The 24015-nt window shown below is 70.5% G+C and carries 25 protein-coding genes; 17 read left to right on the forward strand and 8 right to left on the reverse strand.

The annotated features are described in order from the left end of the window. Window positions 1-73 precede the first annotated feature (73 nt). From AB0B45_RS17775 to AB0B45_RS17800, 6 genes are all read left to right on the forward strand, one after another. Entirely contained in the window at window positions 74-970 is an 897-nt protein-coding gene (locus AB0B45_RS17775; RefSeq protein ID WP_358131622.1) for a zinc metalloprotease, read from the forward strand. Between the two features lie 26 nt (window positions 971-996). Then, window positions 997-2373: an MFS transporter gene (locus tag AB0B45_RS17780; protein ID WP_358131623.1), complete on the forward strand. Its 1377-nt coding sequence runs from the start codon at window positions 997-999 to the stop codon at window positions 2371-2373. 73 nt (window positions 2374-2446) lie between these two features. Continuing rightward, entirely contained in the window at window positions 2447-3175 is a 729-nt protein-coding gene (locus tag AB0B45_RS17785) for a hypothetical protein (protein ID WP_358131624.1), read from the forward strand. A gap of 124 nt (window positions 3176-3299) precedes the next feature. Then, window positions 3300-5051 (forward strand): DEAD/DEAH box helicase, encoded by a 1752-nt coding sequence (locus AB0B45_RS17790; RefSeq protein WP_358131626.1) that lies wholly within the window; start codon window positions 3300-3302, stop codon window positions 5049-5051. Between the two features lie 345 nt (window positions 5052-5396). Then, the gene (locus tag AB0B45_RS17795; RefSeq protein ID WP_358131628.1) at window positions 5397-6548 is read left to right on the forward strand and encodes an FxsB family cyclophane-forming radical SAM/SPASM peptide maturase; all 1152 of its coding nucleotides are present in this window, start codon (window positions 5397-5399) and stop codon (window positions 6546-6548) included. Then, window positions 6545-7876 carry an MFS transporter gene (locus tag AB0B45_RS17800; protein WP_358131629.1) on the forward strand — a complete coding sequence of 444 codons (1332 nt, stop codon included), beginning with the start codon at window positions 6545-6547 and terminating at the stop codon, window positions 7874-7876. The genes AB0B45_RS17795 and AB0B45_RS17800 overlap by 4 nt, the downstream gene beginning before the upstream one ends. Here AB0B45_RS17800 and AB0B45_RS17805 read toward each other — a convergent pair. The 4 genes from AB0B45_RS17805 to AB0B45_RS17820 form a co-directional block, all read right to left on the reverse strand. Further along, window positions 7865-9802 carry a BTAD domain-containing putative transcriptional regulator gene (locus AB0B45_RS17805; RefSeq protein WP_358131631.1) on the reverse strand — a complete coding sequence of 646 codons (1938 nt, stop codon included), beginning with the start codon at window positions 9800-9802 and terminating at the stop codon, window positions 7865-7867. The genes AB0B45_RS17800 and AB0B45_RS17805 overlap by 12 nt on opposite strands. 61 nt (window positions 9803-9863) lie before the next feature. Further along, a complete protein-coding gene (locus AB0B45_RS17810) occupies window positions 9864-10388 on the reverse strand; it encodes a hypothetical protein (RefSeq protein WP_358131633.1) in 525 nt (174 codons plus the stop codon). Window positions 10389-10511: 123 nt separating this feature from the next. Then, complete coding sequence (locus AB0B45_RS17815) at window positions 10512-11081, reverse strand: isochorismatase family protein (RefSeq protein WP_358131635.1); 570 nt, start codon at window positions 11079-11081, stop codon at window positions 10512-10514. A 68-nt stretch (window positions 11082-11149) separates the two neighbouring features. Continuing rightward, window positions 11150-12433, reverse strand: coding sequence for a nicotinate phosphoribosyltransferase (locus AB0B45_RS17820; protein WP_358131637.1), 1284 nt, complete (start codon window positions 12431-12433; stop codon window positions 11150-11152). A 46-nt stretch (window positions 12434-12479) separates the two neighbouring features. Here AB0B45_RS17820 and clpS point away from each other — a divergent pair, with 46 nt between their 5' ends. From clpS to AB0B45_RS17845, 5 genes are all read left to right on the forward strand, one after another. Beyond that, window positions 12480-12773: an ATP-dependent Clp protease adapter ClpS gene (clpS, locus tag AB0B45_RS17825; protein ID WP_358131639.1), complete on the forward strand. Its 294-nt coding sequence runs from the start codon at window positions 12480-12482 to the stop codon at window positions 12771-12773. Between the two features lie 10 nt (window positions 12774-12783). After that, on the forward strand, window positions 12784-13308 hold the full coding sequence (locus AB0B45_RS17830; protein ID WP_358131641.1) for a DUF2017 domain-containing protein: 525 nt from the start codon (window positions 12784-12786) through the stop codon (window positions 13306-13308). Window positions 13309-13403: 95 nt separating this feature from the next. Continuing rightward, window positions 13404-13808, forward strand: coding sequence for a M67 family metallopeptidase (locus AB0B45_RS17835; protein ID WP_358131643.1), 405 nt, complete (start codon window positions 13404-13406; stop codon window positions 13806-13808). 196 nt (window positions 13809-14004) lie between these two features. Next, entirely contained in the window at window positions 14005-14283 is a 279-nt protein-coding gene (locus AB0B45_RS17840; protein ID WP_358131645.1) for a MoaD/ThiS family protein, read from the forward strand. Between the two features lie 218 nt (window positions 14284-14501). Further along, a complete protein-coding gene (locus AB0B45_RS17845) occupies window positions 14502-15449 on the forward strand; it encodes a cysteine synthase (protein WP_358131647.1) in 948 nt (315 codons plus the stop codon). Between the two features lie 16 nt (window positions 15450-15465). Here the strand turns inward: AB0B45_RS17845 and AB0B45_RS17850 are convergent, their stop codons facing one another. Next, window positions 15466-15993, reverse strand: a complete 528-nt coding sequence (locus AB0B45_RS17850) for a GNAT family protein (protein ID WP_358131649.1) — start codon at window positions 15991-15993, stop codon at window positions 15466-15468. A 138-nt stretch (window positions 15994-16131) separates the two neighbouring features. Then, the gene (locus AB0B45_RS17855) at window positions 16132-16887 is read right to left on the reverse strand and encodes a TetR/AcrR family transcriptional regulator (RefSeq protein ID WP_358131651.1); all 756 of its coding nucleotides are present in this window, start codon (window positions 16885-16887) and stop codon (window positions 16132-16134) included. A 75-nt stretch (window positions 16888-16962) separates the two neighbouring features. Here AB0B45_RS17855 and AB0B45_RS17860 point away from each other — a divergent pair, with 75 nt between their 5' ends. Continuing rightward, on the forward strand, window positions 16963-17643 hold the full coding sequence (locus tag AB0B45_RS17860) for an SDR family oxidoreductase (RefSeq protein ID WP_358131653.1): 681 nt from the start codon (window positions 16963-16965) through the stop codon (window positions 17641-17643). 72 nt (window positions 17644-17715) lie between these two features. Here AB0B45_RS17860 and AB0B45_RS17865 read toward each other — a convergent pair whose 3' ends face one another. Together AB0B45_RS17865 and AB0B45_RS17870 are read right to left on the reverse strand one after the other, a co-directional pair. After that, a complete protein-coding gene (locus AB0B45_RS17865; protein WP_358131713.1) occupies window positions 17716-19581 on the reverse strand; it encodes a DUF3352 domain-containing protein in 1866 nt (621 codons plus the stop codon). Window positions 19582-19680: 99 nt separating this feature from the next. Next, the gene (locus AB0B45_RS17870) at window positions 19681-20004 is read right to left on the reverse strand and encodes a hypothetical protein (RefSeq protein WP_358131655.1); all 324 of its coding nucleotides are present in this window, start codon (window positions 20002-20004) and stop codon (window positions 19681-19683) included. Between the two features lie 100 nt (window positions 20005-20104). Between AB0B45_RS17870 and AB0B45_RS17875 the strand changes: the two genes are divergently transcribed. The 5 genes from AB0B45_RS17875 (at window position 20105) to AB0B45_RS17895 (ending at window position 23922) form a co-directional block, all read left to right on the forward strand. Beyond that, a complete protein-coding gene (locus AB0B45_RS17875; protein WP_358131656.1) occupies window positions 20105-20896 on the forward strand; it encodes a thioesterase family protein in 792 nt (263 codons plus the stop codon). 108 nt (window positions 20897-21004) lie between these two features. Further along, the gene (murI, locus tag AB0B45_RS17880) at window positions 21005-21829 is read left to right on the forward strand and encodes a glutamate racemase (RefSeq protein WP_358131658.1); all 825 of its coding nucleotides are present in this window, start codon (window positions 21005-21007) and stop codon (window positions 21827-21829) included. Further along, on the forward strand, window positions 21826-22578 hold the full coding sequence (locus AB0B45_RS17885; protein ID WP_358131660.1) for an MBL fold metallo-hydrolase: 753 nt from the start codon (window positions 21826-21828) through the stop codon (window positions 22576-22578). The genes murI and AB0B45_RS17885 overlap by 4 nt, the downstream gene beginning before the upstream one ends. A 40-nt stretch (window positions 22579-22618) precedes the next feature. After that, window positions 22619-23338 (forward strand): ribonuclease PH, encoded by a 720-nt coding sequence (gene rph, locus AB0B45_RS17890; protein WP_358131661.1) that lies wholly within the window; start codon window positions 22619-22621, stop codon window positions 23336-23338. After that, on the forward strand, window positions 23335-23922 hold the full coding sequence (locus AB0B45_RS17895) for an XTP/dITP diphosphatase (RefSeq protein ID WP_358131663.1): 588 nt from the start codon (window positions 23335-23337) through the stop codon (window positions 23920-23922). Before rph ends, AB0B45_RS17895 begins: the two co-directional genes overlap by 4 nt. The last annotated feature ends 93 nt before the right edge of the window (window positions 23923-24015 follow it).

Here is a 24015-nt window from a genome sequence, read left to right on the forward strand (position 1 = left end):
AAGGTCGCGATATTGACCAGCTCATGCCGTATCGGGGGATCGCATGGCTCGGCGCGCGTCTGCCGCTGCTCTGATGTGCCTGCTCGCAATCGGGCACGTCCTCGTACCACCCGCGGACGCGTCCGCGACCGCCGCTGAGGGCTGCAGGCCCGCCGTACCGGATGGCCGTGGCCAGGCCGAGCCTGGCCATGCGCCCGTCGCGGGCGTGCTCGACGACCTCGGCCAGCGGCTGCGCAGGTTGCCTGCCGCCCCTCCTGCCATCGTCACCGTGCCGATGTGGGTGCACGTGCTGAGCGACGGCCGGCTGCGGCCCACCGACGAGGCGGTCAGGGCGCAGGTGGACACCATCAACGCGGCGTACGCCGGGCAGTACGGCGGCGTCGACACCGGCATGCGCTTCCGCCTCGACGGCGTGACGGTGACCAACAGGGCGGAGTGGTTCACCAACCCGCTGGCCAACGACACCGCGATGAAGACGCAGTTGCGCAAGGGCGGGTCCGACACGCTCAACCTGTACGTCGGCCAGCTGACCCCGCTCATGCTCGGCTACTCGACCTACGCCTTCTGGTACCAGACCACGCCCGCCACCGACGGCGTCGTCGTCGACTGGCGCAGCCTGCCGGGCGGCACACTCGCCAACTTCAACCGCGGGGTCACCGCCGTCCACGAGATCGGACACTGGCTCGGGCTGTTCCACACCTTCGAGAACGGCTGCACGGGCACGGGCGACGGCATCGACGACACCCCGTTCCAGGATGAGCCGACCGCGGGCTGCCCCGAGGGCAAGGACACCTGCGCCCAGCCGGGACTCGACGCGATCCACAACTTCATGGACTACAGCTTCGACGGGTGCATGACGGAGTTCACCCAAGGTCAGGCGGTCCGCATGCACGAGATGTGGGCGGCCTACAGAGGCCCGAAGAACCAGGCGGCCGCGCCGACCTCGGGAGGCGCCGAGCCGGACGCGTGAGACCGAGGTGCAACTAGGATGTTGGGGTGACAGCACCGAAGAGCCCCGACACTGCATACGCACCCCCTCGAATCTTCGGTCCTGAGTACCGCACAGCGACCTTCGGCATCCTGCTCTGCGTCACTCTCGTCGCCTTCGAGGGGATGTCCGTCGGTGTCGTGATGCCCGCGATCTCGCGCGAGCTCGACGCGCTCGGCCTGTACGGCATGAGCTTCTCCGCCTTCCTCATCGCGGGCCTGTTCGCCAACGTCGTGGCCGGCCTGTGGTCGGACAGGAAGGGCCACGCGCTGCCGTTCGTCGCGGGAGTCGCGCTGTTCGTCGTCGGCATGGCGCTGGCGGGCGCGGCGGGCAACAAGGAGCTGTTCGTCCTGGCCAGGGTCGTGCAGGGGCTCGGCGGCGGCTCGACCATCGTCGCCATCTACGTCATGATCGCCCGCGTCTACCCGCCCGAGGTCAGAGGCAAGGTCTTCGCCGGGCTGTCGGCCGCGTGGGTGGTGCCCGCCATGGTCGGCCCAGCGGTGGCGGGGCTCGTGGCCGACTCCGTCGGCTGGCGCTGGGTCTTCTACGGCATCTGCCCGCTCGTCGTGCCCGCCCTGCTCATGCTGCTGCCCGCGCTCAGGCAGAGCTCCCACGAGGGCGCCGAGCCGGGCTCGAGGGCCGCGCTGCGCATCCTGTCGGCAGCGGCCACGGCGGCGGGCGCGGGCCTGCTGCTGTTCGGCATCGACAAGCTGCACCAGTCGCCCGTCGCGGGCGCGCTGGAGACGGTGGGAGGGCTGGTCCTGCTGGCCCTCGGCCTGCCCAGGCTGCTGCCCAAGGGCGCGCTGAGGCTGGATCGCGGCCTGCCCACGACGATCATGATGCGCGGCATGTACTCCGCCGCGTTCTTCGGCGTGAACTCCTTCATCCCGCTCGTCCTCACCCAGGTCCAGCACTTCGGCACGACGCAGGCGGGCATCGCGCTCACCACCGGCGCCCTCGGCTGGTCCACGGGCTCCTACCTGCAGAGCAGGCGCGCTCACCCGCCGGAGAAGCTGCTGCGCGTCGGCGCCGCGGCCGTGCTGCTCGGCGTGCTGCTCACGATGCTCACCGCGTTGCCCTCCTTCAGCGGCTGGATCGCCGTGCCCGCCTGGATCGTCGCGGGGCTGGGCATGGGCATCGCCGTCACCACGGTCAGCGTGACCATGATGAAGCAGTCGCCCGAGGCGGAGCAGGGCAAGAACTCCGCGGCGCTGCAGGTCATGGACACACTCGGGTCCGCTCTGGCCATCGGCATCGGTGGCGCGTTGATCAACCTGATCGGCCACGCCCCCGAGCGGATCTCCATCGGGTTCGTCGTGATCGCGCTCCTCATGGGCGTCGTCTCGCTGACCGCCGTGGTCGTCGCCTCCAGGGTCAGGTCCTGAACTCATTTCCCCCTCGTGTCCCAGCGATCACGAATCCCCTGATGGCCGCCTGAAGGAGTGATAAGACGGCGGCATGGAGGACGATCGCCGGGTGTGGCCGCCGGGTTCGCAGGACCAGGAGCCGCCCTGGAATCCCCAGCTCAGGCGCACGGTGGAACGGTCTGCGCCGGAGCCGTCCACCGAGTCGCTCCCGCCGTCCGCCAGGTTGTACGGCGCCCCCGCCGCGCCCAGGAGGACGGGTGGCAGATGGCGGGCCGGAGCGGGGGCCGTGCTCGCGCTGGTCGTGGCGGGCGGGATGGTGGCGGGGCTCGTCGTGGTCGTGCTGCGGCTGGCCGTACCCGAACAGGTCCAGACGGCGCGGCTGACCGACGCTGCGGCGGCCGTCACGCTCCCGCTGCCCGAAGGCTGGCGGGAGGATCCCGTGCCGCCCGTCACCGGCTTCACCTCGGCCGCGCGCTCGGCGGGCGGAGCTCTGGTGATGGCCAGGCCGAGCGACGCCTCCGGGGGCGCCCCTGGAGGCGTCGCCAAGGCCACCGCGGAGGCGGCCGAGCTCTACTCGCGCCTGCTGCTGCACGGCGACAAGGTGACCGTCGTCGAGGACAGGCCCATCACGATCGGCCCGTACGGCGGGCACACGCGTTCGCTGCGCGCGGAGTACAAGGACGTGGTGAACCAGCCCGCGTATCTTCGAGTGATGCTTCTCACGAAGCCAGGAAGGGGCGTGGTCGTCGTCGGCCTGCTCCAACCAGACCAAATCCCCAGTAGGCAGGCGCTCGACGCGGTGATGACGAGCGTGCGATAACCCCAATAGCACGCAGAGGTGAGCTTGGCCAGGATCCCCATAGCACGGCACGTCTTGTCGGTGCCCCCGATTACCCTTGGGTCACTGTGAGAGAGCGAAGCACACGAGTCCCAGAGGTGATGGCGTGAGTACGTTCGCGGCATCCCACCTGTCGCCCTCCTATCCCGACCGCGCCGCATGGGGCACGGCGCCCAAGCTGCGCGCCTGGCAGCAGGAGGCCTACGACCTCTATTTCAGACGCGAGCCACGGGATTTCATGACCGTGGCGACCCCCGGAGCAGGCAAGACCACCTACGCGCTGCGCATCGCCAGCGAGCTGATCGCCCAGGGCGTGATCAGGGCGATCACCATCGTCACGCCGACCGAGCACCTCAAACGCCAGTGGGCCGACGCGGCGGGCAAGGTCGGCATCGCGATCGACCCCGAGTTCAAGAACAGCCAGGGCGCCACCTCCCGCGACTACATCGGCGTCGCGGTCACCTACGCCCAGGTCGCCATGCACCCCGCGCTCCACAGGGCCCGCACGGAGGCGCGCAAGACGCTCGTCATCTTCGACGAGGTCCACCACGCCGGCGACGCCAAGTCCTGGGGCGACGGCATCAGGGAGGCCTTCGAGCCCGCCACCCGCCGCCTCCACCTGACGGGCACGCCGTTCCGCTCCGACGACAGCCCGATCCCGTTCGTCGAGTACGCCGACGACGCCGAGGGCTTCAAGCGCAGCGTCTCCGACTACTCCTACGGCTACGGCCCCGCCCTGGCCGACGGCGTCGTCCGCCCCGTCATCTTCCTGGCCTACTCCGGCGAGATGAAGTGGCGCACCCGCGCGGGCGACGAGATCGCCGCCACGCTCGGCACGCCGCTGACCAAGGACCAGCTCTCCCAGGCGTGGCGGGCCGCGCTCGATCCCAAGGGCGACTGGATCCGCCAGGTCATGCAGGCCGCCGACCGCCGCCTCACCGAGGTGCGCCACGGCGTGCCCGACGCGGGCGGCCTGGTCATCGCCACCGACCACGAGGCGGCCCGCGCCTACGCTCGCCACCTGCGCAACATCACCGGTGAGGGCGCCACGGTCGTGCTCTCGGACGACCCCGGCGCGTCCAAGAAGATCAAGCAGTTCGCCGCCTCGCAGGACCGATGGCTGGTGGCCGTCCGCATGGTCTCCGAGGGCGTCGACATCCCGCGCCTGTGCGTCGGCGTCTACGCCACCTCGACCTCCACCCCGCTGTTCTTCGCGCAGGCGGTCGGGCGTTTCGTGCGCGCCCGCAAGCGCGGCGAGACCGCCTCGGTCTTCCTGCCCTCCGTGCCGACCCTCATGGGGCTGGCCAACGAGATGGAGGTCGAGCGCGACCACGTCCTCAACAAGCGCCCGCCGGAGGACGGCCTCGACGACAGCCTGCTGGAGGACGCCAACCGCAAGAAGGACAACCCTGACGTCCTCGGCGACGAGTTGCCGTTCGAGACGATGGAGACCTCGGCGACCTTCGACAGGGTGCTGTTCGACGGCGGCGAGTTCGGCACCGGCGCGGAGATCGGCTCGGCCGAGGAAGAGGACTTCCTCGGCCTGCCGGGGCTGCTGGAGCCCGACCAGGTGGCCTCGCTGCTGCGCAAGCGCCAGGCCGACCAGCAGGCCGCCAAGCGGCGCGCGCCCAAGCCCGTCGAGCCGGTGCTGTCGCCGCACGAGCAGCTGGCCGAGCTGCGCAAGGAGCTCAACGGCCTGGTGGGCGCGTGGAACCATCGCACGGGGCAGCCCCACGGAGTGATCCACTCCGAGCTGCGCCGCGCCTGTGGGGGGCCGCCGATCGCCCAGGCGACGGGCGAGCAGGTCCAGGAGCGCATCGACAAGATCCGTCACTGGGCGACGCAACGATCCCGCTGATCTCTTGTCGACGGACGGCCACCAGGGATGACCTGGTGGCCGCCTCTCTTTTTTGCCCGGGTTATGGGGGTTCTGTAGTGATCGCGTAGGGGTTCTGTGGCGGGGTCTTCCAGAGTCGGTGGTGCGATTCACCGCACCGATCGAAAGGAAGTGCGTTTCATGGAGATCCAGCCCACCGTGCTCGAGGCCGTCATCGCCGACATGCTCGACTCCGCCGAGGACGGCAACTTCAACAGCGCCCTCTAAGAAGCCAGGCAGGCTACCGAGCTGAAAGGGCGTGCTTTGGAATCGCCGGTGTCGTTCCTCGGCCGCAGGGAGACCCCCGAATGGCCGGATTCTCTGGACATGGACGCTCTGCGAGGGGCGGGGTGGCAGCCGCTGCCGTTCACGCAGTTCGTGGTCAAGATTCACAGCAGGTGCAATCTTGCGTGCGACTACTGCTACATGTACGAGATGGCCGACCAGAGCTGGTCTTCCCGCGACAAGGTGATGACCCCGGCGACCATGAAGGCGACGATCCGTCGCATCGCCGAGCACGCCCGCGCACACGGGCTCCCCGCCGTGAACGTGATCCTTCACGGCGGGGAGCCGCTGCTCGCCGGCACCTCGCGGATCGACAGGTTCGTCGCGGACCTGCGGAACGCCCTGGAACCCGACGTGCGCGTCGAGGCGGGCATGCAGACCAACGGGATCCTGATCGACGAGAGCTTCCTCGCGGCCGCGGCCGAGCGGCGCATCGGCATCAGCGTGAGCCTCGACGGGGCCGAGGAGGACAACGACCGGCATCGCCGCTACGCCGGAGGGCGCGGCTCCTACGAGGCGGTGGCCCGGGGGCTCGACCTGCTCGGCTCCGCACCCCACAGGCCGCTCTTCCGCGGGCTGCTGTGCACGATCGACGTGGACAACGACCCGATCGCCACCTACGAGGAGCTGCTCAGGTGGGAGCCGCCCGCCGTCGACTTCCTGCTGCCGCACGGCACCTGGTCGAGCCCGCCGCCGCGGCGCACGGCCGACGCGGGCAGCACGCCGTACGCGGACTGGCTGCTGGAGATCTTCGAGCGGTGGTACACCGCGCCGCGCAGGGAGACGCGCGTGCGGCTGTTCGAGAGCGTCATCCGCATGACGCTGGGCGGCCGCAGCATGACAGAGGCCATCGGGCTGCAGCCCGCGCGGCTCCTGGTCGTCGAGACGGACGGCACCATCGAGCAGGTCGACTCGCTGAAGGCCGCCTTCGACGGCGCGCCCGACACCGGGCTCACCGTCCGCGAGCACCCCTTCGACCTCGCGCTGGAGCACCCGTCGGTGGCCGCAAGGCAGATCGGGGTCGACGCCCTGAGCGAGCAGTGCACGGCCTGCTCGCTGCGTGACATCTGCGGCGGCGGCCTCTACCCGCACCGCTACCGCGAGGGGTACGGCTTCCGCAACCCCTCGGTCTACTGCCCTGACCTGACGAAGCTGATCGGCCACATCGCCGGTCGCGTCAGGGCCGACACGTGAGCTGGCGGCGCGACTTCTGGCTGGTGTTCGCCGGATCGGGGCTGGCGACCGTGGCGACAAGGGCGAGCGTGGCGGCCTATCCGCTGCTCGCGCTCCTGCTGACCGGATCCCCCGTGCTGGCGGGGTGGGTGCGCTTCGCGTCGATGGCCCCCGCGCTGGTGTTCACGCTGCCCTTCGGCGTGCTGGTGGACCGCTACGACAGGCGGCGGCTGCTGGTGATCTCCCAGCTCGGCAGGGCGGCGGCGATCGGGGCGTTCGCGGTGACGATCGCCATGGGAGGTCCATGGCTGCCGGTGCTGTGCGTGACGGTGGTGGTCGAAGGCGCGCTGACCGTCCTGCATCAGCGCGCGCTCGATCCGGCGATAGCCGAGATCGTCCCCAAGGAGCACGTCACGTGGGCGGTGTCGAGGAACGAGGGGGCGCAGGCGGCGGCCACGCTCCTCGGACAGCCGGCGGGCGGCTTCCTCCTCGGCCTCGGCAACGCCTTCCCCTTCATGGCGGGCCTGGTCGCCCAGGTGGCCGCCGCGGTGACCATCCTGTCCACCCGCGGCACCCGCGCGATGGCGATGCACGGCCGGCGCGAGGCTCACGCGCTTCCGGACGGCAGCGCAGCCGAGAGCAGCGCAGCCGAGAGCAGCGCAGCCCAGAACAGGGCCGCCGAGAGCAGTGCAGCCGAGAGCAGTGCTGCTGAGAGCGGGGCCGCCGGGACCGGCCGGGGTGTGCGCGGCGTCGCGCGGGACATGGCGGAGGGCGCGCGGTGGATCTGGCGCGACGCCTTCCTCAGGCTGGCCGTCACCGTGTTCACCTCCACGAACGTCCTCTGGCAGATGCTCGGCATCCTGCTCATCGTGCTCGCCAGGTCCGAGGGCGCCTCTCCCGCCGCCATCGGGCTGATCCTCGGCGCCACGGGGGTGGGCGGCGTCGTGGGCACCATGGTCGCGCCCCGGGTGCTCCAGCACGTCGGGCCGGTGACCGTGCTGCGGCTCGCCTGCTGGCTCTGGCTCGGCGCGATCGCGATCGTGGCGTTCGCCGTTGGACCGCTCATGCTGGCCGTGGGATGGGGGTGCGTCGGGCTGGTCGCGGGGATCCTCGACGTCGCGACGATGACATACATGATCTCTTCCACGCCCCAGGAGCTCATGGGGCGGGTCACGAGCGTTCCCGCCATGCTGGCTTTCGGGCTGAGCCCGCTCGGCGCACTGGCCGGGGGCTACCTGCTGGAGCTGTGGGGCCCGCGGCCCGTGCTGCTCGTCGCCGCGGTGGCGATGGCGGCGATCGCGGTGCTCGCCACACTGACTCGCGTGCCTGCACACCCCTCAGGCGCGTGACGGCCCTGCCCCTCCTCGCCAAAGACCGCAGCCGCCGGCGAGGAGGGGCAGGCGCACGGTGGCCTTGGCCTGCGCGCGGTGGGCGGTGAGGTAGCGGGAGACGGCGGCCACGAGCTCCTCGTTGCCCTCCTCCTGCGCCGCCCGCTCGCGGGCGAAGACGCGCAGCAGGTCGTGCAGCCGGTAGCGGGGCTGGCCCGACCCGTCGGTCCCGTTCGCTTCGAGCAGCCCGTGGACCACGAGCATCTCGAGGGACTCGTCGGCCGAGATCGTGGAGGCGCCGAGGAGCGCGGTGACCTGCCATGGCGCGAAGCTCTCCAACTTCACCATGCCGAGGAGCCTGAACGCCCTGCGCGCCGCCGAGGGGAGCGCGGTGTAGCTGCCCGCGACGGCGGCCCGCACGTCGAGGCCGTCGGCCGCCAGCTCGTCGAGCCGCCTGTGCTGTTCCTCGAGGCGCCCGGCCAGCTCCCGCAGGGGCCAGGCGGGCCTGGTGGCCAGGCGAGCGCCGACGACCCTGATCGCGAGCGGCAGCCTGCCGCACGCGCGCAGGATCTGCTCCGCCGCCTCGGGATCGGCCCGCAGCCTGTCCTGTCCCGCGATCCGTTCGAGCAGCAGGCGGGCGTCCTGGCTCGTGGGCAGGCCGAGGACGGTCTGATGGGCGCCTTCCATGGTGGCCAGCCGGATCCGGGAGGTGACCAGTACGGCGTTGCGCGGCGTCCCCGGCAGCAGGGGGCGGACCTGGGCGGCGTCCACGGCGTCGTCGAGCACGATCAGCACGGCCCGGTCGGCCAGCCGCTGCCTGAACAGCGCCGCCCGCTTCTCCACGCCGTGGGGAAGCTGTTCGTCGGTCGTGCCGAGGGCCTGCAGGAGCTCGCCGAGCGGTTCCGAGGGCTCGCGTGGCGTCTGCGAGCCGTCCCTGAGCCGGACGAACAGCTGCCCGTCGGGATAGTCGGAGCGCAGGAGATGGGCCAGGTGGATCGCCAGAGTCGTCTTCCCCACCCCGGGCAGGCCGGAGACGACGGTGATCGCGGGACTGCTGCCGCGCTGCGCCGAGGACCGTAACCTGAGCAGGAGCCCGTCGAGCTCGGGCCGCCTGCCGACGAAGTCGGCGATGTCGGGCGGGAGCTGGCAGACGGGGGTCCACGCGCGACCCTCCTGCCTGCGCGCGGCGCGCGGCGGTTCACCCCTGCCGAGCATGCGGGCGTGCGACTCCCTCAGCTCGTGGCCGGGCTCGATGCCGAGCTCGGCGACCAGGGTCTGCCTGGCCTGCCGGAAGACGTCCAGCGCCTCGCTGCGGCGCCCCGCCTGGTCGAGGGCGAGCATGAGCTGCGACCACTGACGCTCGTGCAGCGGATGGGCGGCGACCAGCATGCGCAGGTCCGCGACGAGGTCCTCACCCTGGCCGAGGGCGAGCCTGGTGTCGATCCACTCCGACCTGACGACCGCGAACTGCTCCTCCAGAGTCGTCACGCGGGGTGCCATCGCCGCGCCGAGCGCGATGTTCTCCGCGGGCGCGCCGCGCCACAGAGCCATGGCGCCGCCGTACTCGGCGCCGGCGGCGGCGAGCTGACCTCTGCTCGCCTCGGCCCTGGCCCGCCGTACGGCCTCCTGGAAGGCGAGCAGGTCGAGGCGGTGCGGCTCGACGGCGCACAGATAGCCGGAGCCGGTGGTCTCCACGGTGAGGGCCGCGTCCTTCAGCGCCCTGCGCAGCCGGGCGATGTAGGTCTGGACGTTGGCCACCGCCGAGTGTGGAGGGTCGTCCCACAGGGCCGCGACCAGGCGGTCCTTCGACACCACCGTGTTGGGGTGGAGGAGAAGGGCGCACAGGGCGGCGGCCGGTTTGCCGCTCAGCCGGATGAGGCCGCCCGTGCCGTGAACGCGCATGGGGCCAAGGACGGCGAAGTCCACCTTGGTGACCCTTCTGCTCAAACAGGAAGATCGTGATGCCAAGGGGTAGTACATAACATGAATGTAGGGAAGAGCAAGGGTGTCATGGAGCTTGTCTGGAGGCGATGTCCCTGCCGCTGCGCCCGTCGACCGGCTGGTAACGGACGTGCTCCGGCACGTGGAGCGCGAGCCGGAGCGAGGCCGTGTCGCCCACGACGTGCACGGGAACCGTCCGCACGCCCTCGTGGTGACCGTGCAGCGGGCCCTCGTGCACCCAGACCCGCAGCTCGCGTCCCTTGTGACGCAGGACGACCTTGGCGGTCCGGCACTCGTCGGGCTCGGCCGTCCAGAACAGCTCCAGGGTCTCGCGGTCCTTTTCCAGCCGGGCCGTCTGCGGGACGGGTGTCCGCTCGGCGCACTCGGCCGCCGGGAGCCGCGCGGGAGGGGGGACGTCGTGCGCGACGACCTGAGGGGCCTCATGGGCGGGGCTCAGTGCCACCGTCGCCGCCTCCATCGCCGCCAGCGTGAGCAGGGCGCCGATCTTGGCCCCCATGCGGCCGCGGAACAGGATCCAGAGGCACAGCGGCGACAGCACCAGCCAGGCGATGCCGAGAGCGATGGCGAGCATGGGGCGTTCCTCTACGCGTCGGGTGAGCTTGCTAGCTCTCCGTAGTAGTTCAGAAGCGGAGAGTTCTCATCGCCTTGACTATCACATATCCCGAGCGTTGCGTGCTGTCTACGCGCCGTGACGTCAGCCCACCATGGGGGCGCCGCTGAGGACCGCGCCCGCGTCCTTCAGCTGGCCGAGCGCCGCCTGCGTGGTGTTCCTCGCCACGCCCGCCGTCAGGCCGAGCAGCACCCGGACCGCGAGCCCGTGCTCCACCGCGTCGAGCGCCGTGGCGCGCACGCAGTGGTCGGTGGCGATGCCGACGACGTCGACCGCGTGCACGCCTCGTTCGGCCAGCCACTCGGCCAGCGGCACGCCCGATCCTGAGGCGCCCTCGAAACCGCTGTAGGCGGCCGCGCCGGCGCCCTTGCTGAAGACCTCCTCGACCTTCGAGGTGTCGAAGTTCGGGTGGAAGTCCGCGCCGGTCGTGCCCGCGACGCAGTGGGCGGGCCAGGTCGTGGCGTAGTTGGGATGGTCCGCGAAGTGGACGCCGGGGTCGACGTGGTAGTCACGCGTGGCCACGACGTGGTCGTAGGGGTGCGCGGCCACGTGGTGGCTGATCGCCGCCGCGACCGCCGCGCCGCCCTGCACCGGGAGGCTGCCGCCCTCGCAGAAGTCGTTCTGCACGTCCACGATGATCAATGCGGTGCTCACACTATCGAGCCTACTCACCGCGGGCCCGTCGTGCCGGGGGTGGTGGGGGTCCAGAACCGCCGGTCGCCTCAGGCGAACTCGGTCGGGATGGCCGCGTACCCCCTGCCGAGGTGGAGGGCATCCTGCGGCAGCCGCCCGACGGCCGCCCGATGCCTGTCGCGCGCCGCCTCCAGCGGCTCCCTGCCGACGATCTCGCCGTCGCGCACCAGCTCGTGCAGCAACGGGATCCCGCCCTCGGGGGCGACGCCCGACGTGGTGACCAGCTCGGTGTCGTAGTGGCCCTGCTCGTCCATCAGGCGGTAGGCATGCTTGCGCCCGCCGCGCGACGGCTTGCCCACCGACCGCTTGGCGACCGCCTCCAGCTTGCCCGACGCCGTCTCCCTGGCCACCATCTTGTAGACCAGCGCGGCCGTGGGCACGCCCGACCCCGTCACCAGCGAGGTGCCCACGCCATACCCGTCGACGGGAGCCGCGGCGAGCGCCGCGATGGCGTACTCGTCGAGGTCGGAGGTGACCAGGATGCGGGTCTTGAACGCGCCGAGAGCGTCGAGCTGCTCGCGCACCTCCTGTGCGGCCGCCGCGAGGTCGCCCGAGTCGATGCGGACCGCGCCGAGCTTGTTGCCCGCCAGCTCCACCGCCGTCTGCACGGCCTCCGCGACGTCGTAGGTGTCGACCAGAAGCGTCGTGCCCTCGCCGAGCGAGGCGATCTGGGCCTCGAAAGCGCCCCGCTCGCTGTCGTGCAGCAGAGTGAAGGCGTGCGCGGCCGTACCGGCGGTGGGAACGCCGTACTCGCACCCCGCCATCAGGTTCGACGTCGAGGAGAACCCGGCGATGTAGGCCGCGCGGGCGGCCGCGACCGCGGCCCACTCGTGGGTACGGCGTGAGCCCATCTCGATGAGCGGCCTCGTGCCTGCGGCGTTCGTCATGCGGGAGGCCGCCGAGGCGATCGCGCAGTCGTGGTTCAGGACGGACAGGACCAGCGTCTCCAGCAGGACGGCCTCGGCGAACGTGCCCTCCACGACCAGGATGGGCGAGGCGGGGAAGTACAGATCGCCCTCGCGGTAGCCGTACATGCTCCCGGAAAATCGGTAATCGGCGAGAAACGCCAAAGTCGGCTCGTCCACCACTCCGTGCTCGCGCAGGAAGGTGAGCTCATCGTCACCGAAGCGGAAGCGCTCCAGTTCGTCCAGCACCCTGCCGACGCCGGCGACCACCCCATACCGTCGCCCTCCGGGCAAATGGCGGGCGAACACTTCGAAGACCGCCCGCCGGTGCGCCGCTCCGCTCTGGAGGGCCGCCTGCAACATCGTCAGCTCATAGTGATCTGTAAGCAACGCAGTGCTCATGGTCATTCTCACGAGTTCGAGACTACGGCCCAGATAGGGCAGACTCGAGGATGTGGGTAGCACCGCTCCAATCGCCGTCGAGCGTCCTTCAACGGACGTCCGACCCGATCTGCCATGGGTCACGATCGTCTGGAATGACCCGGTCAACCTGATGTCGTATGTGACCTATGTGTTCCAGACCGTGTTCGGCTACTCCAAGGAGAAGGCCGAGAAGCTCATGATGGACGTTCACCACAAGGGCAAGGCCGTCGTGTCCAGCGGCACGCGTGAAGAAATGGAACGCGATGTGCAGATTCTTCACTCCTACGGCCTGTGGGCGACGCTCCAGTCGGACTCGCTCTCGTGAGGTGGTGCCGGTGAGCTCGGGTTTCAAGTCTCGTCATGGCGGCGGGGTCATCGCGCAGTTCGAGGCCGCCGAGGTCTCGATCCTGCGGTCGCTGGTGACGCAGGTGCTCGGCCTCGTCGCTCCGGGAGAGACCGGCGACGACCCGCTGGAGCGCGCGCTCGGCATCGGCTCGGCCCAGGCGCCCACCGACCCGGTGCTGGCCAGGCTGTTCCCCTCCGCCTACTCCGACGACGCGTCGGCGGTGGAGTTCCGCCGCTACACCGAGGCGACGCTGCGGGAGGGCAAGCGGGCCGACGCGCAGACGATGCTGGACACCGCCAAGCCGGGGCGCACCGAGCTCACGGCCGAGCAGGCGCAGGCGTGGATGCGGTCGCTCAACGACGTACGGCTGGCGCTGGGCACGCGGTTGGAGGTGACGGAGGAGGTGCACGAGGAGATCGCGACCATGTCGGAGGACGATCCCCGGTATCCGGCGTTCGTGACCTACGACTGGCTGACCTACCTCCAGGACACCCTCGTCCGCGCCCTCTGGTAGACCTTCCCGCCGTCGCACGAGCCGCTTCGGAGGGTCCTCGCGACAGGGCCCCCGGGCGTCGAGGCGGTCACGACGGCCCGGGTAATCTCTGCAGCATGCTGACGATCTCGCAGGATCTTGTCGACAGGATCATTGCGCATGCCCGTGCCGACCACCCCGACGAGGCGTGCGGGGTGATCGCGGGTCGTGGTGGCGTTCCCGAGCGGTTCGTCCCCATGGAGAACGCCGAGCGCTCACCCACCTTCTACCGCTTCGACTCGCTCGAGCAGCTGAAGGTGTGGCGCGAGATGGACGACCGCGACGAGGAGCCCGTCGTGATCTACCACTCGCACACCGCCACCGAGGCCTACCCCTCACGCACCGACGTGTCGTACGCGTCGGAGCCGAACGCCCACTACGTCCTGGTATCCACCAGGGAGGCGCTGGGCGAGCAGGCGGAGCTGCGCTCGTACCGCATCGTCGACGGGGTGATCACCGAGGAAGAGGTGACCATCACATGAGACGGCGAGCCGGGGCGATTCGCGCCGTGGGTACACTGCTGTCCATGACGGTCCGGCCTGTGCAGAGCTTCCTCTTCGCGCACACTCCGTCCGTTGTCGTCTACGACTGTCGCTGACCGGCAGTTTCACGGAATCCCTTATCCCGCGCCGGCGTTTGCCCGGGGGACGACGACATGAACGAGGAGACTGACCCGCGATGGCCATCGAGGTTCGCATCCCGACCATCCTGCGCAACTACACCGACGGCGCCAAGGCCGTCGACGCCGAGGGCGCCACGCTCGACGAGCTGATCAGCAACCTGGAGTCCCGGCACCCGGGCATCAAGGACCGGCTGGTCGACCAGGGCGCGCTGCGCCGCTTCGTGAACGTCTATCTCAACGACGAGGACGTCCGCTTCCTCGGCGGGCTCGGCACGCCTGTCGCCGACGGCGACACCGTGACCGTGCTGCCCGCCGTCGCCGGCGGCTCCCGCTGACCTCCGGCTGCACCACGCCCCGGGCCAGGCCCGGCGCGGCAGGCTCTGGCCCGGGTGGCCGAGCCGGATGAGCCGGCCTCGGGCCCGGCCGGTGACGAACCGCCGGCCCCGCGCTCACCAAGGGCCGGGTCCGGGGGCGTGGTCCGGAGGTTCCTGTGGCGCGACCCGTCGTGCCACGTCCCAGATCCCTGTGAACGCCGAAGCGGAAGCCGTAGACCATGCGCTTTGACTCCCTGATCGACTCCGTCGGTCGCACGCCGCTCGTGGGCCTGCCCAGGCTCTCGCCCTCCGACGACGTCCGGATCTGGGCCAAGCTCGAGGACCGCAACCCCACGGGATCCATCAAGGACCGTCCCGCGCTGTGGATGATCGAGCAGGCGGAGAAGGACGGCCTGCTCACCCCTGGCTGCACGATCCTGGAGCCGACCAGCGGCAACACCGGCATCTCGCTGGCGATGTCGGCCAAGCTCAAGGGCTACAAACTGATCTGCGTCATGCCGGAGAACACCTCCGACGAGCGCCGCCAGCTCCTGCGGATGTGGGGGGCTGAGATCATCTCCTCGCCCGCCGCGGGCGGCTCCAACGAGGCGGTCAGGCGGGCCAAGCAGCTCGCGGCGGAGAACCCGTCGTGGATCATGCTCTACCAGTACGGCAACCCCGCCAACTGGCGCTCCCACTACGAGTCGACGGGCCCCGAGATCCTCCAGGATCTGCCGACCGTGACGCACTTCGTGGCAGGGCTCGGCACGACCGGCACGCTCATGGGCGTGGGCCGCTACCTGCGCGAACACGTGCCCGACGTGCAGATCGTGGCCGCCGAGCCGCGTTACGGCGAGCTCGTGTACGGCCTGCGCAACGTCGACGAGGGCTTCATCCCCGAGCTGTACGACGAGTCCGTGCTGACCACGCGCTTCTCCGTCGGCTCCGGCGACGCGCTGCGCCGTACCAGGGAGCTGCTGGCCGCGGAGGGGATCTTCGCGGGCGTCTCCACCGGCGCGGCCCTGCACGCCGCGCTGGGGATGGCGGGCAAGGCCGTGAAGGCGGGCGCGCGGGCCGACATCGTGTTCGTGGTGGCCGACGGCGGATGGAAGTACCTGTCGACCGGCGCCTACGAGGGCACGCTCGACGAGGCGGAGAACAGGCTCGAAGGCCAGCTCTGGGCCTGAGCCGAGGGCCAGGGGCTCAGCGCAGCTCGTTCTCGAGCAGGCCCATCATGAGGAAGTCGTGCCGCTTGCCTCTGCTGCGGAACGCCTCCCTGCGCCTGCCCTCCTCGACGAAGCCGACCTTCTCGTAGACCCGCACGGCGGCGGCGTTGTCGGCGACCACCCAGAGCATGACGCGGTGCAGGCCGATCTCCTCGAAGGCGTACCTGCAGATCACCCGCAGGGCGTCGGTGGCGTAGCCGCCGCCCCAGTGGCCGCGGTCGCCGATCGCGATGCTCTGCAGGATGGCCTCGCCGTGGACGAAGTCGGTCTCGCCGAGAGCGACATACCCGATCAGCTTCTCCTCGGCGAGGGTCTCGATGCCGAGCAGCATCTCCTCGAAGGTGTTGCGCGGCCTGTTCTCGCCCTTCTCCATGCTCTGGGCGAGCGAGATCGGGGGCGTGCCGTCCATCCATCGGCCGACCTCGGGGTCGTGATACCAGCGCCACATGGCCTCGCTGTCGGCCGGCTCCAGGGCTCGCAGGCGGACTCGCTCTCCGGTCAGCATGGGGACACACCTATCGAGGTTTCCGGCCGGGACGCAACGGGTTTTCCGCCTTCGGCGGTCAGGAGAGGAGCGAGCCCGCGCCGCGGATCAGGTGGCGCGGCCCCACGAGGAAGCCGTCTGATGCGGAGTTCGTCCCTGTCATGTGCCCTTCTCTTCGGTGGAACGGTGGCGGTCGCGCAGGACCTCGATGCCGTCGAGCAGGCGGCTCAGGCCGTGGTGGACGCTCGGGGCGAGGTGGTCGCCGTCGTCCTCGACGAGGCCCTCCTCGGCCATGAGCGACGACAGGACGGGGAAGCGCCCGGGGTCGAGGTGCCGCTCCAGGACCTGGCCGTAGGCGGCCGCGGCCGCCGGGTCGAGCTCGGTGGCCACCCTGGCCAGGTCGCGGACGGCGCTGGAGATGAAGGTGGCCGTCGGGATCAGCTCGGCGCGGTCCAGCCCGGCTCGGGACAGCGGGCTCAGCAGGGCCTCGAACCACGCCAGCTCGTTGGGGCCCACGGGCGCGCTGAGCGTGGGCGCCCGTGCCAGCCACGGGTGGCGCAGGTAGAGCTCCCACAGCGCATCGACCCACGACTCGATCTCGGCGCGCCAGGCCACCGGCGAGGACGGTGGCGCGGGAGGGCGGCCCGTGGCCACGTCGATCATGGCCGCGACGAGCCGGTCCTTGCCAGGGATGTGCCGGTAGAGCGCCATCGAGGTGTAGCCCAGCTCCGACGCCACACGCTGCATCGACAACGCGTCCAGGCCCTCGGCGTCGGCGATCGCGACGGCGGCGTCCACGATCAGCCAGGCGCTGAGCCTGGGGCGGCCGTCGTCCTCACGTTCGTCGCTCGCGCGCCACAGCAGGTCGGCGACGGCGGCCAGGTCGGTCGAGCCGGTACGGCTCGCAGGTGGCATCGCTCCTCCATCGGGGGGTGTTTATGCCATATACTGGATTTATAACATAAACGTCAGCGATTCGGAGGCGACGTCGTGATCGCACTGGTCACCGGCGGGAACCGTGGACTCGGGCTGGAGATCGGCAGGCAGCTCGCCGACCTCGGGCACACCGTCCTGCTCACCGCACGCTCCATGGAGGCGGCCACCGCCGCGGCGGACCGGCTGGGGTCCGACGTCCATCCGCTACGGCTCGACGTCACCTCGCAGGAGGACGCCGAGCGGGTGGCCGCCGAGCTCGCCGAACGGTTCGGGCGGCTGGACGTCCTGATCAACAACGCCGCCATCGCCTACGACACCTGGCAGCGCGCCATCGACGCGGACCTGGACATCGTCAGGGAGGCGGCCGAGACCAACCTGTACGGCCCGTGGCGGCTGGCCCAGGTGCTGCTGCCGCTGCTGCGCAAGAGCAGGCATCCCAGGATCGTCAACGTCTCCAGCGAGGCGGCGTCACTGGCGAGCATGGGCGGCGGCACCCCGGCCTACAACACCACGAAGGTCGCGCTCAACGGTCTCACCAAGATGCTGGCCAGCGAGCTGCGATCCGAGGGGATCCTGGTGAACGCGATCTGCCCGGGGTGGGTCGCCACCGACATGGGCGGGCCAGGCGGCCGTCCCGTCGCGGCGGGCGCGTCGGGCATCGTCTGGGCGGCCACCCTTCCCGACGACGGCCCGACAGGGGGCTTCTTCCGCGACGGCCGTGAGCTGCCCTGGTGACCCGGGCGCCACAGGCGAACGAAAAGGGCCGCGCCCCCGGAGCACCGGGAGCGCGGCCCTTCGGTCAGCCGCTCAGTTGAACAGGACGCGGAGCGAGAAGCTGGCCTCGCCGCCGCTCTGCTTGCCGCTGAAGCCCACCGCGCTGAGGACCTTGGCGTTGGCCTGGTCGTCGCCGGTGAGGTTGTTGATGTACAGCGGCTCGATCTTGTCCACGTCCACGAACAGGGCGAAGGTCGCGCTGCCCGCGTCGGGGATCGCGGTCTTGAAGCTCTCGCTGTCGCCCAGCGAGCCGTCCTCCGACAGCAGCTTCGCGTACTCGGGCGTGGTCGCGATGGTCACCGTGCCGTCGCCGGGGACCTTGGCGAGCTGCGGAGCGGGCTGGCCCTGGTCGGTGAAGGCCTTCTCGATCTTCCCGATGACCTCCTGCGCCTTGGCGGGATCGGTGACGATCTTCACGCCCGCCTTGGGCATCTGGCCGCTCTGGCCGAGGTTGGCCAGGCCGTCACCGTCGACCGCGAGGGTCAGGTTCTTGCCGAGCAGCGTCGACAGGTCGGCGGGCAGCGCCAGGCCGTACTTCTGCTGGGCCATCTCGACGAACTGCTGGAAGCCGGCACCCTCCTGGGTGGCTGCCATGCCCTTCTGCAGCTCGCCCCACTGCTTGGTGATCGCCTCGTCCAGGCCGGAGATCGACAGCGCGCCCACCGTGGAGGCGGGCAGCGTGGAGATGTCGGCGGCCTGCGGGTCGCCCGTGGCCATGGCCTCGGCGCCGCGGACGACGCCCGCGAACTCCGCGTAGGCGGAGTCGAAGCGCAGGGCGGCGGCGAACCTGGCGTTCTTCGCCTTCTCCAGCAGCTGCTTCTGCTCGGCGGTCATCTCGGCCATCTCGGCCATCTTGCCGACGCTCATCCACGTCGACAGCACGCCGGGCTCGCCGAGCGCGTCGAAGTCGGAGCTGAAGTCGGCGTTCTCCGCGAGCGTGGGCCCGGCGGCGTACTTGTCGGCCGCGGCCTGGCCGGAGGACAGGATCGCGTAGTCCTCGCGGAAGGCGATCCCGTACTCGTCGTCGCCCATCAGCTTGGCGATGCCGGCCTTGGCCGCCGCCTCGTCCTTGACCTGGACGGCCACGGCGAAGCCGGGCGTCTGACCCTTGGGCGCGGGCAGGGCCGCGAAGCCCATCCTGCTGCCCAGCCACGGGTCGATGTCCTTGGCGAAGTCGAGCTTCTTCAGGTCGTCGCTGTCGGCCTTGAGCGCGTCGAACAGCGCCTGGCGCGGGTCGTCGCCGGTGATCCTGTCCTTGGTGACCGTGAACTTCCTGGCCAGGTTGAACAGGGCGATCTTCTGGTTGGCGGCGGGGTCGAGGTCGACGCGCACATACGCCATGGCGCCGGCGGGAAGCACCTCGTGCGGCTGCGTGCCGCCACCGCCGAGGAAGGAGCTCGCGGCCCAGACGCCGCCGCCTCCGACGAGCACGACCAGCAGGGCCGCGATGCCCGCGATCAGCCAGCCCCTGCCGCCCTTCTTGGCCGGCTGCTGCTGGGGCGGACCCCAGCCGTCAGGTCCCTGCTGCTGCCAGCCCGCGGGCTGCTGCACGGTCTGGTCACCGTAGGAGTACTGCTGGTTCTGCTGCTGATACGGCTGCTGCTGCCCGTAACCCGGCTGCTGCTGGCCATATCCCTGCTGGCCCTGCTGGCCGTAACCCTGCTGGGCGTAGTCGGGCTGCCCGTAGTTCGGCTGCCCGTAGCCTTGCTGGCCTTGTCCCTGCTGGCCGTAGGTGGGCTGCTGCTGCTGATAGGGCTGCTGGTATGGCTGCTGCTGCGGCGGATAGGGCTGCTGCTGCGGGTACGGCTGGTCGCCCTGCGGCGCCGGCTGACCGTCGTTCCATCGATAGGCCGTGGTCCGCTCTGGGTCCTGGCCGCCAGGGGGCGTATTCGCAGACATCACTCAACTCACAATGTGGACTTATTGACCACAGTGAAGTTAGTGCATGTGACTAGAGAGCTGGTTGCAAAGCACTGAAACCGGCCCATCTACGGTGATCTAGACCCGGCTGAGTTCCCTGCGGTGCGCGATGAGGTGCACCTCGCCCGTGTCGCTGGAGGCGACCACGTCCCACGGCACGAACGTGCATCCCGCGTAGACGACGCGGGCCAGCATCCGCGACAGCCAGCCCGGCCTACCCTCCCTGTCGCGGGTCAGGCCGAGCATCACGGGCGCGCGTCTGGCCGAGACCACGAGGCCCATGACGGTGTGGCTCTGCATGGACTCGTCCCTGTTCTTGACCACGCGGATGTCGACCACGTGGCCGACCCATATGCCCTGGGCGTCCCAGACGGACTGGCCCATAAGTGCTGTCAACCCCATGATCCAACCGTGCCATCGGGAGGGTGTTTCCGCAGGTAGGCGCGCTGGAGGCGGGATGTCGTAGAGTATGGAGCCACTAGAATTTAGTTCGGGAGCGGGCATGACGAAGTTCGACGAGGCGACGCAGGCGATCAGGGTCGACGAGGGCGTCTACGACGTGTGCCTCGATCCCGGCTATTCCATCGGCGGCCCGCTCAACGGCGGGTACCTGATGGCGGTCCTCCTGCGGGCCGCCGTGGACGCCTCTCCGCACGAGCATCCGGTGAGCACGACCACGCAGTTCCTCCGCTCCCCGCGTCCCGGTCCTGCCAGGGTGGTGGTGGAGCAGACGAAGGCGGGCAGGACCGCGGCGTTCGCGAGGGCGAGGCTGATCCAGGACGATGTCCCGCAACTGGAATCGCTGATCACGACGGCCACCCTGAAGGACGTCGAGCCGATCTACGCCGAGGAATCGGCTGTCGAGATGCCGGCGATGGAGGAATGCGTCCAGCTGCCCGACCCGAAGCCGGAGTCGGGGATGACGTTGAACGCGCAGATGGACATGCGCTTCGACCCGCCCACGATCGGGTGGCTGCAGGGCAGGCCGACGGGGCGTCCCGAGGCGCGCGCGTACTTCAGGATGGCCGAGCCGCAGGACCCCGATCCCTACGTGCTGGCGCTGGCGGTTGACGCGCTGCCCCCTGTCGTGTTCTCGGCCGGGCAGCGGGGGTGGGCGCCGACCGTCGACCTGACCTGGCACCTGCGGGCGCTGCCGTCGCCGGGGTGGCTCACGCTGCTCGGCAGCGGACGGCTCGTCGCCGACGGGTGGTTCGACGAGGAGGTGGAGGTGCGGGACTCCGCGGGCAGGCTGGTGGCCCAGTCCCGCCAGCTGGCGCGTGTCGGACGCGGCTGAAGCTCCCGTGCGGGTGGGCGGGGGCAGGGGAGGAGACGGCAGAGCCACGGCCCTCGTGTGAGGATTCTTACGCTGTGGTGATCCCGCAGGTCGCCTACCCTCTGAAGCGTGCCGGACGCGAGCATTGGAATATTCGACAGCGGGGTGGGCGGCCTGACCGTCGCCAGGGCGATCATCGACCAGCTGCCCCACGAGTCCCTCACCTACGTGGCCGACACGGCCCGCCAGCCGTACGGGCCGAAAAAGATCGCCGAGGTGCGCGAGTACGCGCTGGAGGTGATGGACCACCTCGTCGAGAACGACGTCAAGATGCTCGTCATCGCCTGCAACAGCGCCAGCGCCGCCGTGCTGCGGGACGCGCGCGAGCGCTACGACGTCCCGGTGATCGAGGTGATCCAGCCGGCGACCAGGCGCGCAGTCAAGGCCACCCGCAACGGCAGGGTCGGCGTGATCGCGACGCGCGCCACGATCGAGTCGATGGCCTATCACGACGCCTTCGCCGCGGCCCCCGACGTCACTCTCACCGGCGTGGCCGCACCGCGCCTGGTGGAGTACGTGGAGCGCGGCGAGACGATGAGCGACGAGCTCATCGAGGTCGTCCGCGACTACCTGGCTCCCATTCAGGAGGCCGGGTGCGACACCCTCATCCTCGGCTGCACCCACTACCCGCTGCTGACCGGCGCCATCTCCTACGTCGCGGGTGACGGGGTCACGCTGGTCTCCAGTGCGGAGGAGACGGCCAAGGACGTCTACCGGATCCTCCACGACCGCGGTCTCGCCAACGGTGCCACCTCCCCCCAGCACCGCTTCAGCGTGACCGGCGACTCCGCACTCTTCGCCGACCTGGGCAGGCGCTTCCTCGGGCCCGAGATCGAAGCGGTCGAGCTGGCCGCAGTTGGGGGTACCACCACCTCGAACGGGAGGTCCGCATGAAGGTGACGATCGTCGGGTGCTCGGGGAGCTTTCCCGGGCCCGACAGCCCAGCGTCCTGCTACTTGGTCGAGGTCGAGGGCTTTCGCATGCTGCTCGACCTGGGCAGCGGCTCACTCGGCGCGCTTCAGCGCCACATCGACCTCTACGACGTCGACGCCATCTGCCTGTCGCATCTGCACGCCGACCACTGCCTGGACATCTGCGGCTACCACGTGGCCCGCACGTACGGGCCTGACGCGCCGTACCCGAGGATTCCCGTCTACGCGCCGCGTGACGCGCCCCGCAGGCTGGCCGCCGCCTACGGCATGCCGGAGGAGCCCGGCCTTGAGACGGCCTTCGCGTTCGCGCCGCTGTCGCCAGGACGGTTCGCCGTCGGCCCCTTCGAGGTCACGGCTGGCCTGGTCAACCACCCCGTCGAGGCGTACGGCTTCCGCGTCTCGCACGCGGGCAGGACGCTGGCCTACTCGGGTGACACCGGCGAGTGCGCCGAGCTGGTGAAGCTGGCCGACGGCGCCGACCTGCTGCTGTGCGAGGCGTCGTTCGTGGAGGGGCCCGACCTCACCCCCGACCTTCACATGACGGGGCGTCAGGCGGCCGAGCACGCGGCCAAGGCGAAGGCGGACAGGCTGGTGCTGACCCACCTGGTCCCGTGGAACGACAGCGCGCGCGTTCTGGAGGAGGCCTCGCGCGGCGCCTTCGGCGGTCCCATCGAGCTGGCTCGCAGCGGCGCCGTGTACGACCTGACCTGAACGGTCAAGGGCGTTGTTGCACGGGGATAGGGTGATCTGCATGTCTCGACAGGATGGACGCGCTCCCGACCAGCTCCGCCCGGTGAAGATCACCAGAGGGTGGATCACCCACGCCGAGGGATCGGTGCTGGTGGAGTTCGGCGGCACGCGCGTGCTCTGCGCCGCCTCCGTCCAGGACAGCGTGCCGCGCTGGCGCAGGGGCAGCGGGCAGGGCTGGGTGACGGCCGAGTACGCGATGCTGCCGAGGTCGACCAACACCCGCAACGACCGCGAGTCGGTGAAGGGGAAGATCGGCGGGCGCACGCACGAGATCTCCAGGCTGATCGGCCGCTCGCTGCGCGCCTGCGTCGACTACAAGGCGCTCGGTGAGAACTCCATCCTGCTCGACTGCGACGTCCTGCAGGCCGACGGCGGCACCCGCACCGCCGCGATCACCGGCGCCTACGTCGCGCTGGCCGACGCGGTCGCGTGGATGCGCGAGCGGAAGATGTGCCCGGGCGACCCGCTGGTCGACTCGGTGGCCGCGGTGTCGGTCGGCGTGGTGAAGTCCACGCCGATGCTCGACCTCTGCTACGTGGAGGACGTCGCCGCCGAGACCGACATGAACGTCGTGATGACAGGATCGGGGGCCTTCGTCGAGGTGCAGGGCACCGCGGAGGGCGCCCCATTCGACCGCAGGGCCCTCGACCAGCTGCTCGACCTCGCGGTCGCGGGCTGCGAGGAGCTGACGCTGCACCAGCAGGAGGCACTGGGCCGATGAGAATCGTGCTGGCGACCCGCAACGCGGGCAAGATCGTCGAACTGCGCCGGATCCTCGGCGGCTTCGAGGTCGTGGGCCTCGAGGAGTTCCCCGAGATCGGCGAGGTGGCCGAGACGGGGCTCACGTTCGCCGAGAACGCCCTGCTCAAGGCGCACGCCGTCGCCCAGGGGTCGGGGCTGCCCGCCGTGGCCGACGACTCGGGGCTGTGCGTCGACGCGCTCAACGGGATGCCCGGCGTGTTCTCCGCGCGGTGGTCGGGCAAGCACGGCGACGACGACGCCAACCTCGACCTGCTGCTCGCGCAGGTGTCCGACGTTCCCGACGACCGGCGCACGGGCCGGTTCGTGTGCGCGGCCGCGCTGGCGCTGCCGTCCGGCGAGGAGCGGGTGGTCGAAGGGGATCTGCAGGGGCGGCTGCTGAGGGAGCGGCGCGGAACGAACGGGTTCGGCTACGACCCGATCTTCGTACCTGACGGGGAGTCGCGGACCACCGCGGAGATGACGGCCGAGGAGAAGGACTCGATCAGCCACCGAGGGCGCGCCTTCCGCGCCCTCGCCCCGATCGTCACCGACCTCCTCAGCTGACCCGGCCGGGTCGCGCGACGTCGTCGTTCCGTACGGCAAGCCCGGCCAAGGCCACCGCGGTCACCGCTGACCGCCCGTCCATCACGCCACTCC

It is taken from the genome of Nonomuraea sp. NPDC049152 (assembly GCF_040648355.1).
Lineage (GTDB): Bacteria > Actinomycetota > Actinomycetes > Streptosporangiales > Streptosporangiaceae > Nonomuraea.

Bases quoted from the DNA above. Each gene is read 5' to 3' on its own strand.
- AB0B45_RS17775 (WP_358131622.1), top strand. From the start codon at position 74: ATGTGCCTGCTCGCAATCGGGCACGTCCTCGTACCACCCGCGGACGCG.
- AB0B45_RS17785 (WP_358131624.1), top strand. From the start codon at position 2,447: ATGGAGGACGATCGCCGGGTGTGGCCGCCGGGTTCGCAGGACCAGGAG.
- AB0B45_RS17795 (WP_358131628.1), top strand. From the start codon at position 5,397: ATGGACGCTCTGCGAGGGGCGGGGTGGCAGCCGCTGCCGTTCACGCAG.
- AB0B45_RS17810 (WP_358131633.1), bottom strand. From the start codon at position 10,388: ATGCTCGCCATCGCTCTCGGCATCGCCTGGCTGGTGCTGTCGCCGCTG.
- AB0B45_RS17820 (WP_358131637.1), bottom strand. From the start codon at position 12,433: ATGACCATGAGCACTGCGTTGCTTACAGATCACTATGAGCTGACGATG.
- AB0B45_RS17835 (WP_358131643.1), top strand. From the start codon at position 13,404: ATGCTGACGATCTCGCAGGATCTTGTCGACAGGATCATTGCGCATGCC.
- AB0B45_RS17840 (WP_358131645.1), top strand. From the start codon at position 14,005: ATGGCCATCGAGGTTCGCATCCCGACCATCCTGCGCAACTACACCGAC.
- AB0B45_RS17845 (WP_358131647.1), top strand. From the start codon at position 14,502: ATGCGCTTTGACTCCCTGATCGACTCCGTCGGTCGCACGCCGCTCGTG.
- AB0B45_RS17850 (WP_358131649.1), bottom strand. From the start codon at position 15,993: ATGCTGACCGGAGAGCGAGTCCGCCTGCGAGCCCTGGAGCCGGCCGAC.
- AB0B45_RS17855 (WP_358131651.1), bottom strand. From the start codon at position 16,887: ATGCCACCTGCGAGCCGTACCGGCTCGACCGACCTGGCCGCCGTCGCC.
- AB0B45_RS17865 (WP_358131713.1), bottom strand. From the start codon at position 19,581: ATGTCTGCGAATACGCCCCCTGGCGGCCAGGACCCAGAGCGGACCACG.
- AB0B45_RS17870 (WP_358131655.1), bottom strand. From the start codon at position 20,004: ATGGGGTTGACAGCACTTATGGGCCAGTCCGTCTGGGACGCCCAGGGC.
- AB0B45_RS17875 (WP_358131656.1), top strand. From the start codon at position 20,105: ATGACGAAGTTCGACGAGGCGACGCAGGCGATCAGGGTCGACGAGGGC.
- AB0B45_RS17885 (WP_358131660.1), top strand. From the start codon at position 21,826: ATGAAGGTGACGATCGTCGGGTGCTCGGGGAGCTTTCCCGGGCCCGAC.
- rph (WP_358131661.1), top strand. From the start codon at position 22,619: ATGTCTCGACAGGATGGACGCGCTCCCGACCAGCTCCGCCCGGTGAAG.
- AB0B45_RS17895 (WP_358131663.1), top strand. From the start codon at position 23,335: ATGAGAATCGTGCTGGCGACCCGCAACGCGGGCAAGATCGTCGAACTG.